The organism is Martelella mediterranea, assembly GCF_004342225.1.
In the GTDB taxonomy this organism is placed as follows: domain Bacteria; phylum Pseudomonadota; class Alphaproteobacteria; order Rhizobiales; family Rhizobiaceae; genus Martelella; species Martelella mediterranea_B.
The window spans coordinates 45,203-64,096 of sequence record NZ_SMAR01000024.1 but is presented as its reverse complement, the minus strand read 5'-3'; the positions used below and the strand labels follow the sequence as shown (position 1 = coordinate 64,096).

Sequence of the window (18,894 nt, the reverse complement as noted above, 5' to 3'; positions counted from 1 at the left end):
GATCAGGAGATCGCCCGGCTCATCAAGAAGACCGTGCTTGCCGCCGGCATTCGCGGCGATATGCCCGAGGCCGAACGGGTCAAACTGTTTTCCGGCCATTCTCTGCGTGCCGGGCTTGCCTCTTCCGCCGAAGTCGATGAGCGCTATGTCCAGAAACAGCTCGGCCACGCCTCTGCCGAAATGACACGGCGTTATCAGCGCAGGCGCGACAGGTTCCGCGTCAATCTCACCAAGGCGGCGGGGCTGTAGCAGCCCCTCCCCTGCCGTGGCTCTCTCAGAGCTTTGGGCCGTGTCGGGAGCGCTCCGCAATGCTCGACAGATCAACTTTCTTGCCCGCGACATCCGCGACGATCTTCAACGTGCCGCCAAGGGATTCAACATAATCGCGAAGCGTCGACAGTTTCATGTCGGCCCGCTTCTCCAGTCTCGAAACATTGTTCTGCTTGATACCTGTTCCGACGGACACATCCTCCTGCGTCCGTCCGGCAAGTACGCGCAGTTCCCGCAGATTGTAGGCCGTAACAAGCTCGCCGGCACGCTTTTCAATAGCGCCTCGTTCTTCTTCAGGAAGCGTCTGCATCAGCTTATCGAGATCATCCATGTTTCTTCTCCAACTCGCTCAAATGCTCATCGTACCGTTTGTCCGCCAGATCGATCAGGCGCTTGTAAAAGAGCTTCTGGCTCACACCGCTCTTTGCACCGCCGCAGAGGACTATAGCCTTTCGCTCCGGATCGAAGGCAAAGGCGAACCGCCATTGCACCTTCAACACCTTGACGCGCAGTTCCTTCATGTTCGCGTATTTGGAGCCTTCGAGTGTGTCGACCTCAGGCCGTCCCAATCGAAATCCCTTTTCGCGAAGCAGCATCAGATGCGCGAGCAATTCGACCCGAACATCTGCTGGAAGATCTGTGATCTCGCCTTTGAAGCGGTTATGAAACGCGACCTTCCATTTCGTCATTTAATATCCTAAATGATATAGATACTTTGGGATATATAGCCCATATCTCTCCTGGAGACAACAGTAACTCTTCCTCTGAAGAGGCCAGCGGATGATAGATTATCCGTAGCTTCTATGTTTGAAAATTGGCTTTCAACGAACTCACAGGCGCTGGCACATGGCAGCCGCCTCTCGCTCGATCGCCGCGACCGCCATATCGCCACGGTGCTGGCCGGCATCCGCAATCGTCATGCGGCCCCACCGCGACAGAAGGAGGCGATCCAGCCCGAGGAGCTGATCGCATGGTCGAAACACTGGACCGGGGTACGCTCCGCGGCCTGCGTGACCGCGCCATGCTGCTGGTGGGCTTTGCCGACGGGTTGCGCCGTTCGGAAATCGTCGCACTCGATTGCGGCCGCGACCAGAGCGAGGACGGAAACGGCTGGATCGACATCCTCGACAAGGGCATGCTGGTGCGGCAAGACCGGCTGGCGCGAGGTTGAGATTGGCCGCCTGATCAAGAAGACCGTTCTTGCTGCCGGCATTCGCGGCGAGCTGCCAGAGGCCGAACGGATAAAACTGTTTTCCGGTCACTCCTTGAGAGCGGTTCTCGCCTCTTCTGCCGAAGTCGACGAGCGCTGCGTCCAGAAACCGCTCGGCCATGCCTCCGCCGAAATGACAAGGCGATACCAGCGAAGGCGCGACAGGTTCCGCGTCAATCTCACCAAGGCCGCGGGGTTGTAGAGCACTTCCAGGCAAAGTGGATACCGGTTCACCGTTCACGGAACGCAGAAATTCGCCAGACGCCTCCCCTCCCCTTGCCCTACTTGCCGTTTATCAGGCGATGGACTATGTATAGTCATCATAGTCATTCTGGTCAGGAGGCGATCAATGAAGCACTTATCGAAGGACGAAAAGGACTGGACGGTCGCCAAGGCAAAGGCAAAGCTTTCGGAAGTGATCGAACGTGCGCAATCCACACCGCAGACAATTACGCGCAACGGCAAGCCGAGCGTCGTGGTCGTCTCAGCCGAAGAATGGCAGCGCAAGGTCGCGCGAAAGGGGACCCTGGCGGAGTTTCTGATGGCCTCCCCGCTGCATGGCGCCGAGCTTGATCTCGACCGAAAGGGCGACGAACCGCGCGATCTCTCGCTGTGAAGCTCTTGCTTGACACCAATGTGTTGTCGGAGGTGACGAAACCGCGCCCCGAGAGCCGCGTTCTTGCATGGCTGGATGAGATTGATGAGGATCGTTCCTTTATCAGTGTCGTGTCGTTTGCCGAAATCCGTCGTGGTGTCGCGCTCATGGACAGCGGGCGAAGACGCGATGCTCTCGCCGATTGGCTTACCAATGATCTGCCGCAACGTTTCGAGCATCGCGTGCTCGCGGTGGACGAGGCCGTGGCTTTCGCCTGGGGTGAACTGATGGGAGATGCAAAGCGCCGTGGCCGCGGAATGTCATCGATGGACGGGCTGATCGCGGCCACGGCAATGGCACATGGGCTCACCCTTGCGACACGCAATATCAAGGATTTCACGGGTTGTGGCATAGAGCTGATCGATCCATGGGCCGTGTGAAGTACAAATCCAGCCCGGCCGACTGTCGCTATCGCTCCGCTGCGACGTTCTGATTGCTGAAACTGCATGGACGGGGCAGACAAAGTAGCTCAATCGCCAGGTTGAGACCGTGTGTCGGTTCATTTTCAAACACTGCCGACCCCTCCCCTCACGCTATCCATTATCTTTGCGCTATTGATCTGTTCCGGACGGAGTGGAAGGGCCGCTTGGCAGCAGATCGCTGAACGGAAGATAGGGCGGACTCACCCTGCTCGACAGTGTGCTAAAGTCGGTGCTTCTGGCCTCTGATAGAGTTGTGAGCTTCTTCCATTGTTTGCAATGAGCGTGCCATAGCTTCGTAAGATACGATAATCCCACGTTCGTGCGAGACTTCTTCGACGAGACGCTGGCTCAGCGAATGACGGTTCTGTTCGAGCTTATCGTATGCATGCTTGAACTGCATGTAGTTGGTCCAATGACCGGCGGCGTTCCATGATCAGTGATGCCGTCTTTGACTTTGGTAAATGCAGGTCCGACTTGATTTGCTTTGATCCGGAGAGGTTTCAGCGCAGGCTCCATGCTTTTTGGGCGGGCGAGCGGCTCGGCATAGCGCTTGTCGAGCTGTGACCTTAATCGTGACCTTGTCTGTTCCGTTGGCGAGCGGCACAGTGCACTTAGCAGCTTTATACGGATTTATCCCGGTTGCTCGGATGCTGTATCTTCTAGGGTAACAGGTGTTACTCCCTGCAGCCTGGCTTTCGTTCAACTGGGCGACTACATCAAGCCACCGGTCTGTGCGGTCGGACCTTACTCCAAAGGGTAACAGCTGTTACCCCTCTCTCCGCCAGCTATTCGTTTAAACAAAGCAGAGCGGCAGGGAATTCAACACGGCCGCTGGCTAAGTCCGTAAATGCTCCGCGTTAGATGCAGTTTGCCCTCGGCTGCTCTGCGGACCAAACCAATTAGATAAGACCCCGGATTTCGAACAGCATCAGGATTTCTCAGGCACTTTTCGAGAATGACGACAACCATGATGGCGGCACGGGAAACGCCAACATCATTGCAAGCACTTTTCCATAAGGATTGTGGCAGCCCGAGCATCGAACAAGCTGTTGGCGCAGCATGCACGACATCTCGCCATGTTTGAAATTCTGCCTCGAGTATTGCTCGAGACTTTGGGCAAGCGCTGCTAAAGATGGGTAGCTCTATACGATCGGCAGGAGATTTATCAATCATTCGCGATGACTCTGCGCAGCGTTCATTCTTTCCCAAGCCCTTCGGAATTGATTGCAACTCATCCATATGTGTTCGCTCATGACTATCGATTACAGGAATCTGTTTTTGATAATTTGTAGTAGTATTGCGGGTGACATTTGTGACATCCTCGGATGACATTTCGTCATTCTCTTTTGGTGTTATGGCTCTTTCAACTTGATGAATCGTCTTGGAATATAATGCTTCCAAGTGCGCTTCAGTCTCACAGACATCGGTGTGGGCTTCACGGACGAAAGCGATCTCATCGATCAACTTGGAGGCTTCGGTTTTGGTGAGCAAGCTCGACATATCTACCAGGGCGCGTGAAAGCGTCGTGATCGAGCGGCGGGCTGTACGCTCGCGAGCGATGCGTTGTTGGTTCTCATGAGCCTTGGACTTCAGTTCCTGAAATGATGCGCGGGCAGGGGAGAAGTCGAGACCATACGCTTCGCCAAGTGAACCATCTGCGGTACGGTATGAAAAGCGTCGGCCTGTTGGGCTATCCCGATAGGCCAACAGGCCCGCCTCTACCAATTGCCTCACCGCGCGGATGACGGTTCTGGTCGAACGCATCGTGAATTCAGCCAGTTTACGATTTGAGATAGCCACGATCGGGCGGGCATTTCCGATCCAGTCGGATTGACGTGTGAGGTTCAGTAGGATGTCCAGCACATGATACGCGGTCCCGGATATACCGAGAACGGGCGCGACTTTTTTCAAGGTTAGGCACGCCTGAGCTTTGTCCACATCAGGAAATTTCTCTGCATTGGCTAGCCGGATGCTTTTGGCAATTGCCGGCGTTATCCGGCGGAAGCCGGCAGTACAGATTTCTTTTTGCATAACAAACCACCCGCCGTCCTGCCAGGGATCGACGCCTCTTCACTTCTAGGGATTTGCAGCCAAAAAGTCCAAAAAAGGACACACGAAACCGCCGGTCCGTTCGGTCCGGTCTTGATTCGCTCTCACATCTGCCGTAGAAAGTAATTGGAAAATGGGGCTACGACGGATGATTTTCAGATCGTTTTGGCCTCGAAAATGGGCTTGCCGATGCCAGTCGGTGAGCCCTTTTCTTTTGCTGGCGCGCTAAGTCATCTTTTGGTCTCCTGTTTGCCACTATAAGCTCTAAGAAGTTCGGGAAGCTGTTCCACGAGCCAGTCCGAAAAACCATCAGACGCCGACTGGTCGATCGAAATTTGCGTTGCCTTGGCGGTCTTTGTGACCTTGATAACGTTCTTTCCAGCGTCGTTTTTGATCTCTCGGGACGCCGGTTGAGCTTTCTTTGTTTCCAAAACGCCGATCAACCGAGTGAGGCGCACATCACTGTCCATTGAGACCCAGTCGGATGACTCAACAAGATCATCAATTGAGCTGGCCTTCTGCGCGGATAGGGCGCCCTTGCGGTAAAGCTCAGCAAACCTTTCCCACCTCGGGCGACCGCTTTTGGGAGCGGGGCCGATCCGGTGAAGAAGGTCACTCGGCAAGGCATCCACGAGCGCGGTCAGCATGGATATGTAGGGGAGGGCACTTCCGCCGTCCCGACCGAGGGATTGAGCGATTGTCTTGCGAGTAAATCCGCGCTCCTTGAGGCTATGGGCGAAAAGCGCCTGTTCGATAAAGGACAGGTCTTTGCGCTCAGTATTCTCGCGTCCCTGAGCGATCACGAGGTCTTCGTCCGATAGTTCACGAACAATCGCCTTGACCGGCTGCCCAAGGTGGCGGCACGCCTGCCACCGCCGGTGTCCATAGGCCAGTTGATAGTGCCCGACACGATCTTTCATCGGCCTGACTAGGACCGGAACCTGCTGGCCGCTCTCCTCTATGCTCGCGACAAAGTTGGGGAACTGAGGATCGTTCCCGATGTCCATGCGATCGCGCACAAAAGACGCGTGAATATTGGAAGGGTCAATATCAACAACGCGCTCTCCATCAGAGAGCGAACGACGCAGCTCTTCATTTTCGGCCTCAATCGCCGATAAAGAATCCGACATGGCTCTGACCGAACCGGAGGAGCGCGGCCGGGAAGGCGCATCATTTGTCCGAGGCGTTTCTTCCCCACTATCTGATGCCTGTTTGGCAAGGGTCTCGGGAGACACATTGCCAAACATCGACTGCATTCTTTTCTTGCGATCGGAAGACTTAGTCATGTTCGTCCCCAAGCAGTTTGAATATGCGCCAGGATCTCTGAGTTGACCGCGTCAACGGAATCGATTGCGCGAATGAGTGTGTCGCGCACCATGGATCCGCGTGGCATTTCATAGAGGCTTTTTTTCTCCAGGCCTGCACTCGCGATTGCGGTTGTCTCAACCACAACGGCAGCAAGAACATCATCTCCGAAGAGGGAGCGAAGCAGCGTCACGATATTGACCTGAGGTCCGTCATGCGGGTTATGCCGTGTCAGCACGTAATGTATAAAGTCATGATCCATAGTGCCGCCAGCCTCTTCAATGACTGACAACATATCACTGGTCATTGCCAGAAACTGGTTCATGGAGGCCACGTCGAGCATCGCAGGGTGAACAGTGATCAGCATACCTGTTGCAGCGAAGATCGCGCCTAGCGTCAGGTAACCGAGTTGGGGCGGTGCGTCGATAATGACGACATCATAATCTCCCTCGACTTCGAGCAGCGCGGTCTTGATGCGACGAAAGAAGATGCCCTGGCCACGGGAACGACCGCTCATAATAGCCTGAGGGGTCTCATGTTCATACTCCATGAGTTCCAGATTGCCGGGAATGATGTCGATACCGTCGAAATAAGACTTGCGGATCACATCGCGAACTGGAACGCGCTCGTCGTCATAACGCAAAGCGCCGTAGAGTGTTTGACCGTCTTCGACGTCAAACTCAGGCTGGTACCCAAACATGGCGCTCAGCGACGCTTGCGGATCCAGATCGACAACCAGGATCCGGAGGCCGCTCAGCGCAAGATAGTGGGAGAGGTGAAGCGCGGTCGTCGTTTTGGCGCTGCCGCCTTTAAAGTTGGCCACCGTTAGGATTTGGAGTTTCTCTCCATCCCGTCTCTGAGGAAGGAAGCGCAACGCGTCCTGCGGACGTTTTTCGGCGAGATAGCGACGCAACTGGTTGATCTGAGATAGTGTGTAGACGCGCCGACCATTATCCTGACGCGCCGGTATGGCGCTCTCGCCGTCAAGGGACATTTGCCGTAAAGTGGATTCAGCGATACCAAGCAGAGCGGCTGTCTCGCGCGAAGAGAAGCTTTTTAGCGACTTTCGTGCTTCCGGCGGGTACATCTGCTCGCGCAGGTTCTGCAGCTGGGTCGAGAGAGACTGGGCCTGTCTGCTGATCTTCTGTGTCGATGTCTCGTGAGACTTGTTCATGTCCGCCTGAATACCCCTGATCCCATCGCGACGGAAAAATGGCATCAATCGACCTAAATCCGTCGCATCGATGATTGCCTTGATTCATGAACGAGGTCAAACTTTTATTCGTTAATGAAAGGTTAACCCAAGCTGGGTCGAGTCGTGTTGGTCTCTCGTAAGAGACTGAATTCATGTTGTATTTAGTAAGCGTGAACCACGCCGTGATACGATGTAGACGACGTCAGAAACTCCCACTCCATTATCTTTGAATGAAAAATCGCCATACAGTCACCGCAACTACCGCGAATCGTGAGTTCTAGAAAACGGCCAAATGGGTGCTATTTTGCGGGTGGGCACAGCGGCGCAGACCGGAAGTTTTCATGCTCCATTTGGGCTGCACCTTTCCATTCAGTCATGGCTTTGGGTCGGTGGATGTGAATAAGCCGAACGGTGCTCTTCGCCACCGGATTGCCTGGACTGTTTGAGGCCCAGCTGTGAAACTCCTCGTCGCTGATGCCAAGGCCATCAGAATCGCGCGTGTCAACACCATTGCCGTCTTTTTGCTCGTTGAAGTAGATGTAGCTGGAAATGCCGAAACCAAATCAGATTACGGGAGCACTGGCGTCCCTATTCATAGTTTTCCTTCTTCTCGGCTGCGTCGGAGATCCTCCGACGGAAGCGACTAAAGTTGCCGGCCTGCAGAGAAGGGGCGCGGGGCCATCGCTGATTAGCTTCAAGACAACAGAACCGCCCGGAACAATCGTCGTAGAGCCGGCCCACCACAAGCTCTATCTCGTCAAGGAGGCCAACACGGCGCTGGCCTATAACGTCGCGGTCGGTCGAGAAGGCCATAACTTTTCAGGAAAGGCTGTCATTGGAAGGAAAGCCGAATGGCCGACCTGGAAGCCAACAAGCTCCATGATCCGCGACCATCCAAAGGCGAACGCACCGTTAGCCACGGGATTATCCGGCAGCGAGGTGAATCCGCTAGGCGCTCGTGCCCTATACCTTTACCAGGATCGCACCGACACGCTTTATCGCATCCACGGCACAAATGACCCGTCTTCGATTGGTAAGTCAGTGTCGAGTGGCTGCATCCGCCTGCTCAACAGCGATGTCATTGATTTATATGACCGTGTCGGCGTGGGCACGCATGTCATCGTCCGCTAGGACTTATACGAAAGTCTTAGTGAAAACTGTCATCGTATAGTCTGGATTTATTGACACGTCGCAATTTGACCGGTTGATTAATGGGTATAGTACACCTCTGCAATGCATCGAATACGGAAAGATATCATGCCTCAAGCACGCAATTTTCTTCGCTTTACCAATGAAGCCGGCCTTGAGGGTGAAATTCATCATAACGGTATGCTGTATCATATCATTGGCGAACCGTCGGGACCTTATAACTTCCAGATGTTCGGGTATTCACCGCGCGGCCGAAAAGTCGCGATCGGCGGCATCGGAAAACGCTTCGACGCGAATGGGAATGAATATCTGCATTTACGCGTGTCACTCCCAGGCGGCCCGTTCGAAGCAGACTTGACCGATGATCCACGAACAGTCGCATTCCTGCCTCTTTCTTCTCAAAACATCGCGACGACGTCTGATACGGCGACCGCGGTTTAAACAAGCGCGCGCAAAGTGCTTCCAGCAATAAGGTCGCGGCCAATTGGCTGCGGCTTTGTCTCGAAGTCCGCCGCCATCTTTTCCCTTCGCTGTCAATGACCAAGCATCTGCAAGGCAGATGACATCTGTTGAACCGTGCCTCGGCTTCGCCTGCGGCCGCACCACCTCAACAGATGTGTCATGACCGCGAATGAAAAAGCCGTCGGGCGGGCAGCACCCTCCCTCCTTTGCCCCCGGAAAACTTGGTTTTCCAGGGAAAAGGAATGGATGCCTTGCCCATGGCGGACCGTTGAAAACAACGCAATCGACGGAGCAAGAAATGAAGAATATGGAGCGCTTGAACTACGTGCAGTTTGACGGAACGCGGGAAACATTCGAAGGGAATATCGCATCGCTTGAGTTTGACGAAGACATTCGCGGCATCAAACTTGACAGCAACAATGAAGGCTCACCTGCATATCGCGTTTACGGCAAAACCCCGAAAAACCGGGAGCTGGAGATCGGGGCAGTTTGGCGGCGTAAGAACGAACAGGGTCAGGAGTACTTTCAGATGTCGGTGCATATGCCGGGACGCACTGTGCGGGCAAATCTTGGCAAGTATCCGGGCGAGATCGATGACAAGCTCATGTCAGTGATCTTCTGGCGCGATTAGACAGCCAAATCCAGGGCCGGCGCTTCGGCGTTGGCCCTTTGCTTCAGGCGATGGAGATCGGCCTAGAAGCCGATCTTCATGAGCGGAATGCCCGCCTTGCGTGCCTTGTCGGCCAGGTTCTGGTTGATGCCATTACCAGGCGTGACGATCATCCCCTTGGGCATCATTTCGACAATCTTGTCGTTGCGCTTGAAGGGCGCGGACTTGTTGCGGTGCGCGGTCCAGTCGGGCTTGCAAACCACCTGCGCCACCTTGCGAAGTTCTGCCCATTTGGCGGCGATGAGCTCGGCCCCCTTGGGCGAACCGCCGTGGATCAGAACCATTTCCGGGTACTTTTTGTGCGTCTGGTCGAGAGCATGGAAGATGGTCTCGTGGTCCTGATAGTCGGCGCCGCCCGTGAACGCGATCTTGGTGCCGGTCGGGCAATAGATTTCCTTCTCTTCGTGGCGCTTCCTGGCGAGATAGTCGCGACTGTCGATAACCGCTGCGGTAAGCCCATTGAACGAGGTCTTTGAACCAGTGCGCGGTAGCCATTCACAGCCGACACTCACACGGTAATGGTCTGCGGCCAGATCTCGCATTGCCTCGAAGGCATTGCGTATTTCAGTCAGCGTATCCCCTTCGGCAGCTTTCCTTTCCAGTTCGACGCTGCTGATCTCACTGCCATCCTGCACGGCGATCAAGCTTCGCTGTTCGGCTTCATTGTCGTCGAGCTTCTTCTGCGCTCGGGTCAGACGGCGGTGAAACACATTGGCGACGGCCCACAGCACCTCGGACAGTTCGTCTTCCAGACGGGTGTTGGTGAACATGGTTTCAAGGCTTTCGAATATGCCGGCGACACCAATCTCAACAGTCTCTGCGTTGGGAAGAGGGCGGTAGTCGTGCTCATCGCCGTTCGGGCGGTAGCCAAAGAGGGCGATTTCTTGGAGGAGGTGCGCGGTTGGGCTCTGCGGCTGCTGAACTTCGGTTGTGTAGGCGTTCATCGGTTCGTCCTCTCGTTTTCCTTGCGGTTTGTATGGGGCGATAAAAGAACCGAAAGGGCAGGGCTGACACCCGTAGGGCCGAGCGCAAGCGCTGGACCCCGACCGAAAAGAAAAGGGGAGGGTCCGCCGAAGGTGGAAACCGCTTTTGTTGAGAGGGCGGGGTTGTCCTTTTTCCTGTCAGACCGCCTTTGCGGTCGGCTTTCGGTTCATCGGCAAAGCCATACAACCCGCTACGGAAAACGACTTGTCAGGCGAAACTGTGCGTCGGCCAAACGTTATGGCATGCGCAGACCAGCCCATGGTACCGGCCTGGTGATCGCCGCCATGATCTGCCGGTCGAGGTTTTCCCGCAGGACCTGCCTGCCCAACTTGCGCAGATCGTCGTTGAAGTCGTCGAGCGTCGGCACAAGATCGACCACCTCGATGCCTCGCTCTTCGGCCCGGCTGCGCAACTGGCGGCTTGCCAGTTCGCCGGCATCGTCTCTGTCGCGGCCGATGAACAGCCGCGTGCAGCTCAATGGCGGATCGAACAGAGACAGATGCGTTGCCGTCAGGCAAGCGGCCAGCTCCGCGACTGGATACACCGAGCCGATGGACAGCACTGTTTCAATGCCTTCTCCGGCAATGATGTCACCTCCCGCACTGCTTGAGTGAAACCGCACGGCGTTGCCGTAGAGCTGGCCCGAAACCCGCTTGGGTTCGATGATGCGCGCGACAGAGTTGTTTTTCAGATCGAGCCAGGTTCGCGCACATGCCATGACCGCGCCGTCATTATCCGTCACGGCCGCCAGCATGGCAGGCAACTGCCGGGACTGACCGTCCTCATCGCGAAAGAAAACGCGGGGATGATACTTGAGGGCTGGCCCGAAGCGGCTGATATCCCGCCCGCGCAGATAGCGCTCTACGGGCGTATCCTTGAACGGTTTGCCGTAGGAGAAGAGCTTGCGGCCGGATTCGACCTGATCGACATTGGAGGGTGGCTTCTCGTGATCATTCCCGGCTCGGCCAGGATCAGCCGACACCTCCGGCAGATTCAGGAAACGACGGGCTTCCTTGCAGGTTTCGGAAAAACTGCCTGCCCCGACGATACTCTCCAGCAGATCGAGAAGATCACCATATTCATGGGTCGCACGATCGGCCCACTTGCCAGCCCTGCGCGTGCCGGCGTCTCTAAGACGCACGGCCATGGATCTACCGGGGTCACCGTATTTGTTGCCCACCTGCCAATAGTTGCCCGCCCGCCGACCGGCGGGCAGATAGGTACGGCAGAACTGTTCGGTTCGCGCAGCGAGCTGATCGGAAAGTTGGGAGGCAGAAATCATGTCCACCTCTCCCTGACTGCGACGATCTTCGTGCCTTCCAGCACTTTTGCGAGAACGCTTTCGTCGTCCGGAACGAAAAGGCGTGTCTTCCATGCGATGGTCTCCGTATAGCAGCCAAGCGCTTTGAAAGCTTTCAAATCCCCCGGTTTGAAGTCTAGCATCTCGATGCGGTGGCGATCCATCACTTTCGACCTCCGAAGCTTGATTTTATTGGACAATGTGAATTGGGCGTTGCCAATGAGGAGGGCTTGCAGCACCTCCTCGGGATCAAGCTTGATGGCATCCGAAACGCCGAGCTGAGCCGCGAGATTGACCGCATCGATATGGGTCAGCATGCGGCCGAGAACACGCTCTCCGTCCTCGGCAGTGAGGCGGTAGACCTGCGTGTTGGACTGTGGAAGGTGCTGCCAGATTGGCAGCAGAAGGCCAGCCACAATCGTGATTGTCGATGTGTCCAATTGGGGGATGGTCTCGACCTTGGTTGCCCATGCCCTTTCGAACGCAGCACGCTCGACGGGCTTCCAGCTGGAATCCGCCAGCGTCGATCGGTGCATCGCCTTTCTAAACATCGGCTGGATCAACTGCACGCGCCGGATCGGATCGCCCGCTTCGGTGAACCAGGTCGCCGATGGGATAACAATGGCAGCGGCGCCGGTCTTCTTGTCGAGATAGGTTTGGGCGTCAGGCTGACGCTCCAGAAACCGGCGCGCATCGTCGAGCGACATCGGTTTGTTTCGGGTCAGCCTCTCGATCGTCAGGATCTCGGTCTTGCTGTGACCGTGTTCGTAGATCGGTACGCGCTTTTTGACCATGAAGCGTTCACCCGTGAGCGTCTCAAGGCCGACCTCATAGGTGCCAGCCTCAATCGCCTCTTCGACGATCCCGTCGAGGATTTGGGTGAATGCTTCAAACACCGTGTTCTGCATAGCAATCGTGAGCGCAAGGCAGCGATTGAGAAACTGGCTGATCGGGGGCAGGGTTTCGCGTAGCGACCCGTCATGATCGGTCAGCGCCAGACCGGTCACCTCCTCGAACTTCGTCAGCGAGCACGACGGAATCTTGCCAGCATAGAGCTGGCTGAAGAACCTGCGCAATGCAGCGCGGGCGTAGTCGCTCTCCAGATTGTCTTCCGGTCGGAACATATTTTGACCGCCAGTCTGGCGCTGACCTTTGGTGATGGCGCCAAGACTGTCGAGGCGACGTGCGATCGTGGACAGGAACCGCTTCTCGCCTTTCACATTGGTCGCACAGGGGCGGAACAAGGGCGGTTGCGCCTGATTGGTCCTGTGCGTGCGTCCAAGCCCCTGAATGGCCGCATCCGCGCGCCATCCGGCTTCCAGCAGATAGTGGACACGTTTGCGCGTATTCGTCGCTGCAAGATCGGCATGATACGAACGACCGGTCCCGCCGGCGTCCGAGAATGCCAGGATTTTCTTGCTGTCGCCCATGAACGCATCGGTTTCGGAGTAGTTCGACGATGCCGGACGGCGCTCCAGTGTCATGCGCCCGTCGCGCGTCTTGACGATCCGGCGCGAACGTCCGGTGATTTCGGCCACCTGTTCGGTCCCGAAATGGCAAATGATCTGGTCAAGGGCCGACTGGACTGGAGGCAAGGCGCCAAGATGCTCGATCAGGTCGTCGCGGGCCTCGACCGCTTCACGGCTGACAACCGGATTGCCGTGTGCATCGTGAACAGGGCGTGAGCGCAGTTCCCCGTTCTCGTCCTCGAAGGCTTCGAAAAGCTGGATCGGAAACGAGCTGTTGAGATAGTCGAGTACGTATTCGCGCGGAGTTACATCAACGTTGAGGTCATTCCATTCCGACGGCGGGATTTCCGCAATGCGGCGTTCCATCAGCGCCTCACCGGTCGATACGATCTGGACGACGGGCGCGTGGCCGTCATCGATATCCGCCTGCATCGCCCGCAAAACCGAAGGGCATTTCATGGCGGTGATCAGATGGTTGAAGAACCGTTGCTTGTTGCCCTCGAACGCCGATCGCGCAGCGCTCTTCGCGCGCGGATTGAGCGTTGCTCCATCGGCAGTAATGCCGACGGCTTCCAGTGCCTTTTCGAGGTTCTGGTGAATGACCTGATAGGCGTTGGCATAGGCATCGTAGATCTCGGTCTGTGCCTCGGTGAGGTCATGGACGAGCATATCATACTCGACATTTTTGAATGAAAGCAGGCGAGCCGTGTAAAGGCCAAGCGCCTTCAGATCGCGTGAAATCACCTCCATGGCAGCGATGCCGCCGTCCTCCATGGACGCGATGAAATCGGCCCTTGTGCTGAAAGGAAAGTCGCCGGTCTGCCAGAGGCCGAGCCGTGAGGCATAGGCCAGATTGCTGACCGTTGTGGCACCGGTTGCCGAAACGTAGAGAACCCGCGCGCCAGGTACGGCATTCTGCAGCAGAAGACCCACGCGACCCTGCTCCGACGGCTTGCGTTCGCCGCGCTCGCCCTTGGCGCTGACGGCGTTGGCCATTGCATGGGCTTCGTCAAACGCGATCACGCCGTCGAAGTCATGACCGAGCCAGTCGAGGATCTGTGCGAGGCGGCTTTTCTTGTCCTGCCTGGCCTGGCTGCGAAGCGTGGCATAGGTCACGAACAGAATGCCCGGCTGATCAGGGATCGACCGGCCCTGCGGAAAGCTGGAAATCGGCATGATATCGGCGGCCACCCCGCCGAGCGCCTGCCAGTCTCGCCGGGCATCCTCGATGAGCTTGTCGCTGCGTGAGATCCAGAGCGCCTTCCGGCGTCCCTTCAGCCAGTTGTCGAGGATGACGGCGGCAACCTGTCGGCCCTTACCGCAACCGGTCCCATCACCAAGGAAGAAGCCGCGCCGCAACCGTGCATTTTTCAGGACGGTCTTCGATGCGTCATCCGGCAGCGTTTCGACCGAAAAGGCGCTGGCTTCAGCCTTTGACGGCTGGATCGACGCAAAGTCGTCGACGACATCGTAAGCGCCTTTCAGAAACGTGTCGTGGGCCTCACCGGCATAGATCACGGTTTCGAGCTGAGGGGCTGACAAGATGCCATCGGTAATCAGCTGCGCTGGAAGGCGGGGCCGATAAGAAGGAAGCGGGGCCTGCACGGTCGCCATGGCGGCCGACTGGACCAACTCGCCGGGATGCGACTTGGCGTGATCGATCGCGATCGTCTGAACCTCGTAGGGCTCATAGATATCATCCGAGCCTTGACCGTCGGCGCTCATGTCGTCGCGGGCCTGATAGGCGACGTCGCAGATCTCGGCGTTGTCCAAGGGATGCGCTGCGGTTTTTTTGGCGGCCGCGCGTGCATTGGCGCGGATCTGCGCCAATGCCGGGGCGCCCGGAGCCAGGTGCGACGTTGTCGAGGGCGTTGTCGTTGCCAGCCGGGCAGGGCAGTGCTCGACCACAAGGTCCAGCAGCGCGTCTGCGGTTTCGCAGCGTGCAAACGCCCGCGGCTCGACCGACTGCGGCTCCTTGTCGAACACGGTCACGCGCGTTTCGACTGTCGTGCCATGCCGCGCATAGGCTTTGCCCGAAATCGAAGCGGTGAAGACAACCGAAGCCGTTTGCTGCAGATCGCTAAAAAACGAACGCCACGAATGCGACTGCGCCGTAAAGGAAGCGCCGGAAATCAGCACAAGTCGGCCGCCAGGGCGAAGTCGGGCGAGGGCAGAGCGCAGATGATGCGCGGTCGCGGCCCTGTAACGGCGAGTGACGCCCGGGGCGGCCGAAAATGGCGGGTTCATGAGAATGGCCGACGGATCGACCGACGGGTTGAGCCGGTCATGGATTGTGCCGGCATCATGGCGGGTAACGTCTGATCCGGCGAACAGCTCAGTCAGCAAGGCAGCGCGCGTTTGCGAAATCTCGTTGAGATGCAGGTCTGCGCCGGCCATGGCGGCGAAAGCAGCCAAAAGTCCCGAGCCGGCCGATGGTTCAAGAACAAGGTCGGCGGCGGTGATCGCCGCCGCACGCGCGGCGGCGAACGCCAGGGGCAGGGGAGTGGAAAATTGCTGAAGGGCCTGAGATTCATCGGAACGCTTCGTCTGGCTCGGCGACAGGCTGGCGATGGTCTCGATCATCGTCACCAGTTGCTGCGGCGTCTTCGCCTGCTTGCACATGGTGGCGCCGTATTTTTGCAGGAACAGAACCTGGGCGCATTCGGCGGCCTCATAGGCGTGCTTCCACAGCCAGGTTCCGTCTGTATCGGAACCGCCTGAGGCTCGCTCCATGGCGTCTCGCAACGCAGATGACGAGATACTGGTCCCGCTTTCGAGGATCGGCAACAATATCCTGGCTGCGTTCAAAATGGCGGCGGGATCATCGGTGACGGGGGTTCCGGTCGTAACGGCTTCGACGATGGTCATGGGGATCTCCGGCTTGGTTGACGGTTGAGACCTCCCCTTTCTCTGTCCTGGGAAGGTTCAAACCTTCCCGGTCCCCCTCTTGCTTTTGGCTTCGCAGGCAAACCGCAACATAGAAAAAGCCGCCCGGTTTTTCGGACGGCTTTTGACTTGTCGATCTGGGCCGATACCTATGCGGCGAGTACACTATGCGCTTCCGTCAGGCAGTCAGTCATTGTTAAAAAACCCCAGCATGAATCGATGACATTATCGTCGTCGCCCATGATCTCAAAACCGCAAAAGTCTCCGCGAAGATAGGCGTCGTAAACAGGGCGTGTCGCAAAGTTTTCCAGCGGACGCAGTTATTCCGTAACGGGTTGCATTTTCATGCTTTGTTAACCTTTTGCAGTCCGAAGAGGCGCGCGATGAGATCGTTCTGGTCGTTGACGGTCCAAGGGCAACCCACCCAAGAATGAAGGTGCGGCGTTCTTGGCCTATTGCAAGAAGCACGAGAAGCTTCGATAGGATACATCGGCGGCACGTTCGCACTGTCAGATACAGAACCAAATGTAAGAAGGTGAGGGCTATCTATGAGGATTTCTGAATTCTTGGCTCGCGAGGGCGAATTTGAAATATCTCCCGAAGATGCTCAGGAACTAAACCGAAATCTATCGGATCTGTCCGCGTCCGACATTCCACTGGAAAAGGTCGATCAGGTTCTTGATTACCTGATTTTATCTCTAAACATGGACTCAGTTGACACGACAATTAGAGCTAGGATCGACAAGTTAACAACGGACCTTCAAGAAATACGATCCCAGTGTTGAGTTTCAAAAAATGACAATTTTCCTGGAATGATGGATTACGCATCCTAAATATTCTGCCCTAAGCAACGGGGTCGAATGCTAGACAAATGCGGCATATCATTTCCAGTCGCTCGATCCTTTTACCCCGCGCGCCATATCCCCAATTTCGCTCGCCTTGCCGTAGTAGAATGCGCTCATGTAGACACCTTCTTTGGGATGCGGCTTGAACTCTAAATTATAGTAACCGTCGCCAATGATGGCGTGGCACTGAACGAATCCAGGTGCGCACAACGGGCTCTTATCCTTCGCGTAATCAGTGGCTTCTTTGAGAGAAAGAAAAGGTAGAACTCCCGTCTTTTGGCCACTGTCGACCAAGGAAAGAGCAATCTTCTCGATTGTAGCAGAATGATCTTTTTTTCTCTTCCAGAACATTGTGCGCGCCCGTCCTATTCCTGCAATGTCATTAACATCGTTCAGCGTTATTACACAGATCGCCATGCGCGTGCAATGGATCCAAAAATCAGGCGACCATCCACCGGACAGGCTACGCTTCTGGTGTCCGTGGCAGGCATTCATGATACATGCGATCACCCGAAGAAGCGCATCCAAAAGGTACGCTTATCTGCGATTTTGAAGCCTTCTCGCTGGTCGGTTAGAAGCGCATTAAGGCGCGTCCTCTCTGCTTCTGCACCGTCCAAGCGCGCTCGCAAATCCTCGATCTGATCGTGCCCAGCGTGTCGCACTCGACACGCAGGTTCATCGGATCGGGATCGGGGATGATCCGGATTGTCTTGTCATTGAGGGTTTCGCGGTGCAGTTCAAACATGCCGTGCTCCTTGTTCAGATGCACGGCGAAAGCGCCGTCCTCGAACATCGAGGCGGCGCTTTTTGCAAGGCAACTTCTATGCTGCCGTATCGAGCGTCGGAATGCTGGATACGTCGACGGTGCGTTCGGCGTGCCAGGTATCATAGGCACTCTGCATGCGCAGCCAGAGGCCGGCGCCATTACCGAACAGCTTGCCAAGCCGAACAGCAACTTCAGGGCTGACCGGCTTACGCTCTGCCAGGATGGCATGGAGCTGCTGACGCGATATGCCAAGAAGACGGGCGATCTCGCTGATGGACTTGCCCGTGGCCGGAATAACGGTTTCACGCAACAATTCGCCCGGATGCGACGGGCAGCGGTCAGGATTGCGGGCCATAATCGTCACCTCTCAGTGATATTGTTCAAAGTCGACCACATAGGCGTCCCCATTCTCGAACTCGAATGTCACGCACCAGGGGCCATTGACATGCACCGTATAGCGGGTTGGGCTAAAACCGGTGAGGCTATGAAAATTGAAGCCGGGAATGTTTAAATCCTCCGGCTTTGAAGCCGCGTCCAAAGCATCGAGGCGCAGCAGGATTCGCTTGTGAAGACGGGCGTCTATTTTCGACTTTCCCGTCTTCCACAGCGCCTTGAGTTGCTTGTTGGCGAAGCCTTTTATCATGACAGAACCGTAAACAATCTGATTACATATGTCAACCGATAGATTACACCTACGCATAGTGCGATGCGTAGCACGGCTTTCCATCCCACAGACGGGCATGAATGAAGGATTCCGGGCTGAAGCCACTGTTGGAGATCCTGACGCGCCGGGCAGGACCGATGAAGTGATCGGAATGTGGAACGACATGCTCGGTCATCGGCATTTCGTTCTCACTCGATGCGTCGATCGATCCGATCGGCCGGATCTCGGCCATGGACTTGCCGATGAGCTTTGTGACCTGCCAGAAATCGACGTTTGTCTGATCATAGCCCCAGGACGCCACGAAGATATGGCCGATCTCGATGCCGGCATTAGACGGCCGATAGCGATTTTTGCACGCAAGCGTCCTGCGGCGATCCTGGAAGCCCTCTTCGATCCGCTTCTCGCGCGCTTCCGGACTTTTGAACCAGTAATGCCACTCGGGGCGCGCGCGCTTGCCGACGAACAATTTGGCGCAGGGCCTGCCGCGGTTTTCGAATAGATAGGCGACGGCATCGGATTCCGGATCGGAACGCACGTCAGCACATGCGGGGATGAAGTCTTCTCGTTTCGGTCTGTAAGCTCGCATGGATTTT

19 protein-coding genes and 1 pseudogene are annotated in these 18,894 nt (G+C 56.4%); 7 read left to right on the top strand and 13 right to left on the bottom strand.

What is annotated here, in order from left to right; genetic code table 11:
- Positions 1-249 (top strand): tyrosine-type recombinase/integrase (locus EDC90_RS14475; RefSeq protein ID WP_165972850.1); only part of this gene is annotated, 249 nt, incomplete at its 5' end.
- 25 nt (positions 250-274) lie between these two features.
- Here EDC90_RS14475 and EDC90_RS14470 read toward each other — a convergent pair.
- Together EDC90_RS14470 and EDC90_RS14465 are read right to left on the bottom strand one after the other, a co-directional pair.
- Entirely contained in the window at positions 275-601 is a 327-nt protein-coding gene (locus EDC90_RS14470) for a helix-turn-helix domain-containing protein (RefSeq protein WP_132312834.1), read from the bottom strand.
- Positions 594-959, bottom strand: a complete 366-nt coding sequence (locus EDC90_RS14465) for a type II toxin-antitoxin system RelE/ParE family toxin (RefSeq protein ID WP_132312833.1) — start codon at positions 957-959, stop codon at positions 594-596. The genes EDC90_RS14470 and EDC90_RS14465 overlap by 8 nt, the downstream gene beginning before the upstream one ends.
- Before the next feature lie 168 nt (positions 960-1,127).
- On the opposite strand from EDC90_RS14465, the pseudogene EDC90_RS14460 reads away from it, so the two are divergent.
- The 3 genes and pseudogenes from EDC90_RS14460 to EDC90_RS14450 form a co-directional block, all read left to right on the top strand.
- Positions 1,128-1,682, top strand: a pseudogene (locus tag EDC90_RS14460) (integrase); the annotation flags it as partial.
- A 147-nt stretch (positions 1,683-1,829) separates the two neighbouring features.
- Positions 1,830-2,096 (top strand): type II toxin-antitoxin system Phd/YefM family antitoxin, encoded by a 267-nt coding sequence (locus tag EDC90_RS14455; protein WP_132312832.1) that lies wholly within the window; start codon positions 1,830-1,832, stop codon positions 2,094-2,096.
- The gene (locus tag EDC90_RS14450; protein WP_132312831.1) at positions 2,093-2,515 is read left to right on the top strand and encodes a type II toxin-antitoxin system VapC family toxin; all 423 of its coding nucleotides are present in this window, start codon (positions 2,093-2,095) and stop codon (positions 2,513-2,515) included. Before EDC90_RS14455 ends, EDC90_RS14450 begins: the two co-directional genes overlap by 4 nt.
- An 861-nt stretch (positions 2,516-3,376) precedes the next feature.
- Here EDC90_RS14450 and repC read toward each other — a convergent pair.
- The 3 genes from repC to repA form a co-directional block, all read right to left on the bottom strand.
- Positions 3,377-4,588 (bottom strand): plasmid replication protein RepC, encoded by a 1,212-nt coding sequence (repC, locus tag EDC90_RS14445; protein ID WP_132312830.1) that lies wholly within the window; start codon positions 4,586-4,588, stop codon positions 3,377-3,379.
- Positions 4,589-4,836: 248 nt separating this feature from the next.
- A complete protein-coding gene (gene repB, locus EDC90_RS14440) occupies positions 4,837-5,892 on the bottom strand; it encodes a plasmid partitioning protein RepB (RefSeq protein ID WP_132312829.1) in 1,056 nt (351 codons plus the stop codon).
- The gene (gene repA, locus EDC90_RS14435) at positions 5,889-7,085 is read right to left on the bottom strand and encodes a plasmid partitioning protein RepA (RefSeq protein ID WP_132312828.1); all 1,197 of its coding nucleotides are present in this window, start codon (positions 7,083-7,085) and stop codon (positions 5,889-5,891) included. The genes repB and repA overlap by 4 nt, the downstream gene beginning before the upstream one ends.
- 570 nt (positions 7,086-7,655) lie before the next feature.
- Here repA and EDC90_RS14430 point away from each other — a divergent pair.
- From EDC90_RS14430 to EDC90_RS14420, 3 genes are all read left to right on the top strand, one after another.
- A complete protein-coding gene (locus EDC90_RS14430; RefSeq protein WP_132312827.1) occupies positions 7,656-8,237 on the top strand; it encodes a L,D-transpeptidase in 582 nt (193 codons plus the stop codon).
- 126 nt (positions 8,238-8,363) lie between these two features.
- Entirely contained in the window at positions 8,364-8,696 is a 333-nt protein-coding gene (locus EDC90_RS14425) for a hypothetical protein (RefSeq protein ID WP_132312825.1), read from the top strand.
- Positions 8,697-9,015: 319 nt separating this feature from the next.
- Positions 9,016-9,348, top strand: coding sequence for a DUF736 domain-containing protein (locus EDC90_RS14420; RefSeq protein WP_132312823.1), 333 nt, complete (start codon positions 9,016-9,018; stop codon positions 9,346-9,348).
- Positions 9,349-9,410: 62 nt separating this feature from the next.
- On the opposite strand, the gene EDC90_RS14415 is transcribed toward EDC90_RS14420, so the two are convergent.
- From EDC90_RS14415 to EDC90_RS14385, 8 genes are all read right to left on the bottom strand, one after another.
- The gene (locus tag EDC90_RS14415; RefSeq protein ID WP_132312821.1) at positions 9,411-10,331 is read right to left on the bottom strand and encodes a DUF2493 domain-containing protein; all 921 of its coding nucleotides are present in this window, start codon (positions 10,329-10,331) and stop codon (positions 9,411-9,413) included.
- A gap of 275 nt (positions 10,332-10,606) precedes the next feature.
- Positions 10,607-11,653 (bottom strand): DUF7146 domain-containing protein, encoded by a 1,047-nt coding sequence (locus EDC90_RS14410; RefSeq protein ID WP_018067308.1) that lies wholly within the window; start codon positions 11,651-11,653, stop codon positions 10,607-10,609.
- Positions 11,650-16,008, bottom strand: a complete 4,359-nt coding sequence (locus tag EDC90_RS14405; RefSeq protein ID WP_245511063.1) for a strawberry notch family protein — start codon at positions 16,006-16,008, stop codon at positions 11,650-11,652. Before EDC90_RS14405 ends, EDC90_RS14410 begins: the two co-directional genes overlap by 4 nt.
- An 899-nt stretch (positions 16,009-16,907) precedes the next feature.
- Positions 16,908-17,399, bottom strand: a complete 492-nt coding sequence (locus EDC90_RS14400) for a hypothetical protein (RefSeq protein ID WP_132312819.1) — start codon at positions 17,397-17,399, stop codon at positions 16,908-16,910.
- Positions 17,400-17,442: 43 nt separating this feature from the next.
- The gene (locus EDC90_RS20915; protein ID WP_165972849.1) at positions 17,443-17,616 is read right to left on the bottom strand and encodes a hypothetical protein; all 174 of its coding nucleotides are present in this window, start codon (positions 17,614-17,616) and stop codon (positions 17,443-17,445) included.
- Positions 17,617-17,692: 76 nt separating this feature from the next.
- Positions 17,693-17,992 carry a HigA family addiction module antitoxin gene (locus EDC90_RS14395; protein WP_132312817.1) on the bottom strand — a complete coding sequence of 100 codons (300 nt, stop codon included), beginning with the start codon at positions 17,990-17,992 and terminating at the stop codon, positions 17,693-17,695.
- A gap of 12 nt (positions 17,993-18,004) precedes the next feature.
- Positions 18,005-18,280 (bottom strand): type II toxin-antitoxin system RelE/ParE family toxin, encoded by a 276-nt coding sequence (locus tag EDC90_RS14390; RefSeq protein ID WP_132312815.1) that lies wholly within the window; start codon positions 18,278-18,280, stop codon positions 18,005-18,007.
- A gap of 49 nt (positions 18,281-18,329) precedes the next feature.
- Complete coding sequence (locus EDC90_RS14385) at positions 18,330-18,887, bottom strand: hypothetical protein (RefSeq protein WP_132312813.1); 558 nt, start codon at positions 18,885-18,887, stop codon at positions 18,330-18,332.
- Positions 18,888-18,894: the final 7 nt, after the last annotated feature.

Bases quoted from the DNA above. Each gene is read 5' to 3' on its own strand.
- EDC90_RS14430 (WP_132312827.1), top strand. From the start codon at position 7,656: ATGCCGAAACCAAATCAGATTACGGGAGCACTGGCGTCCCTATTCATA.
- EDC90_RS14425 (WP_132312825.1), top strand. From the start codon at position 8,364: ATGCCTCAAGCACGCAATTTTCTTCGCTTTACCAATGAAGCCGGCCTT.
- EDC90_RS14405 (WP_245511063.1), bottom strand. From the start codon at position 16,008: ATGACCATCGTCGAAGCCGTTACGACCGGAACCCCCGTCACCGATGAT.
- EDC90_RS14415 (WP_132312821.1), bottom strand. From the start codon at position 10,331: ATGAACGCCTACACAACCGAAGTTCAGCAGCCGCAGAGCCCAACCGCG.
- repA (WP_132312828.1), bottom strand. From the start codon at position 7,085: ATGAACAAGTCTCACGAGACATCGACACAGAAGATCAGCAGACAGGCC.
- EDC90_RS14420 (WP_132312823.1), top strand. From the start codon at position 9,016: ATGAAGAATATGGAGCGCTTGAACTACGTGCAGTTTGACGGAACGCGG.
- EDC90_RS14470 (WP_132312834.1), bottom strand. From the start codon at position 601: ATGGATGATCTCGATAAGCTGATGCAGACGCTTCCTGAAGAAGAACGA.
- EDC90_RS14455 (WP_132312832.1), top strand. From the start codon at position 1,830: ATGAAGCACTTATCGAAGGACGAAAAGGACTGGACGGTCGCCAAGGCA.
- EDC90_RS20915 (WP_165972849.1), bottom strand. From the start codon at position 17,616: ATGTTTGAACTGCACCGCGAAACCCTCAATGACAAGACAATCCGGATC.
- EDC90_RS14395 (WP_132312817.1), bottom strand. From the start codon at position 17,992: ATGGCCCGCAATCCTGACCGCTGCCCGTCGCATCCGGGCGAATTGTTG.
- repB (WP_132312829.1), bottom strand. From the start codon at position 5,892: ATGACTAAGTCTTCCGATCGCAAGAAAAGAATGCAGTCGATGTTTGGC.
- EDC90_RS14390 (WP_132312815.1), bottom strand. From the start codon at position 18,280: ATGATAAAAGGCTTCGCCAACAAGCAACTCAAGGCGCTGTGGAAGACG.
- repC (WP_132312830.1), bottom strand. From the start codon at position 4,588: ATGCAAAAAGAAATCTGTACTGCCGGCTTCCGCCGGATAACGCCGGCA.
- EDC90_RS14385 (WP_132312813.1), bottom strand. From the start codon at position 18,887: ATGCGAGCTTACAGACCGAAACGAGAAGACTTCATCCCCGCATGTGCT.
- EDC90_RS14465 (WP_132312833.1), bottom strand. From the start codon at position 959: ATGACGAAATGGAAGGTCGCGTTTCATAACCGCTTCAAAGGCGAGATC.
- EDC90_RS14410 (WP_018067308.1), bottom strand. From the start codon at position 11,653: ATGATTTCTGCCTCCCAACTTTCCGATCAGCTCGCTGCGCGAACCGAA.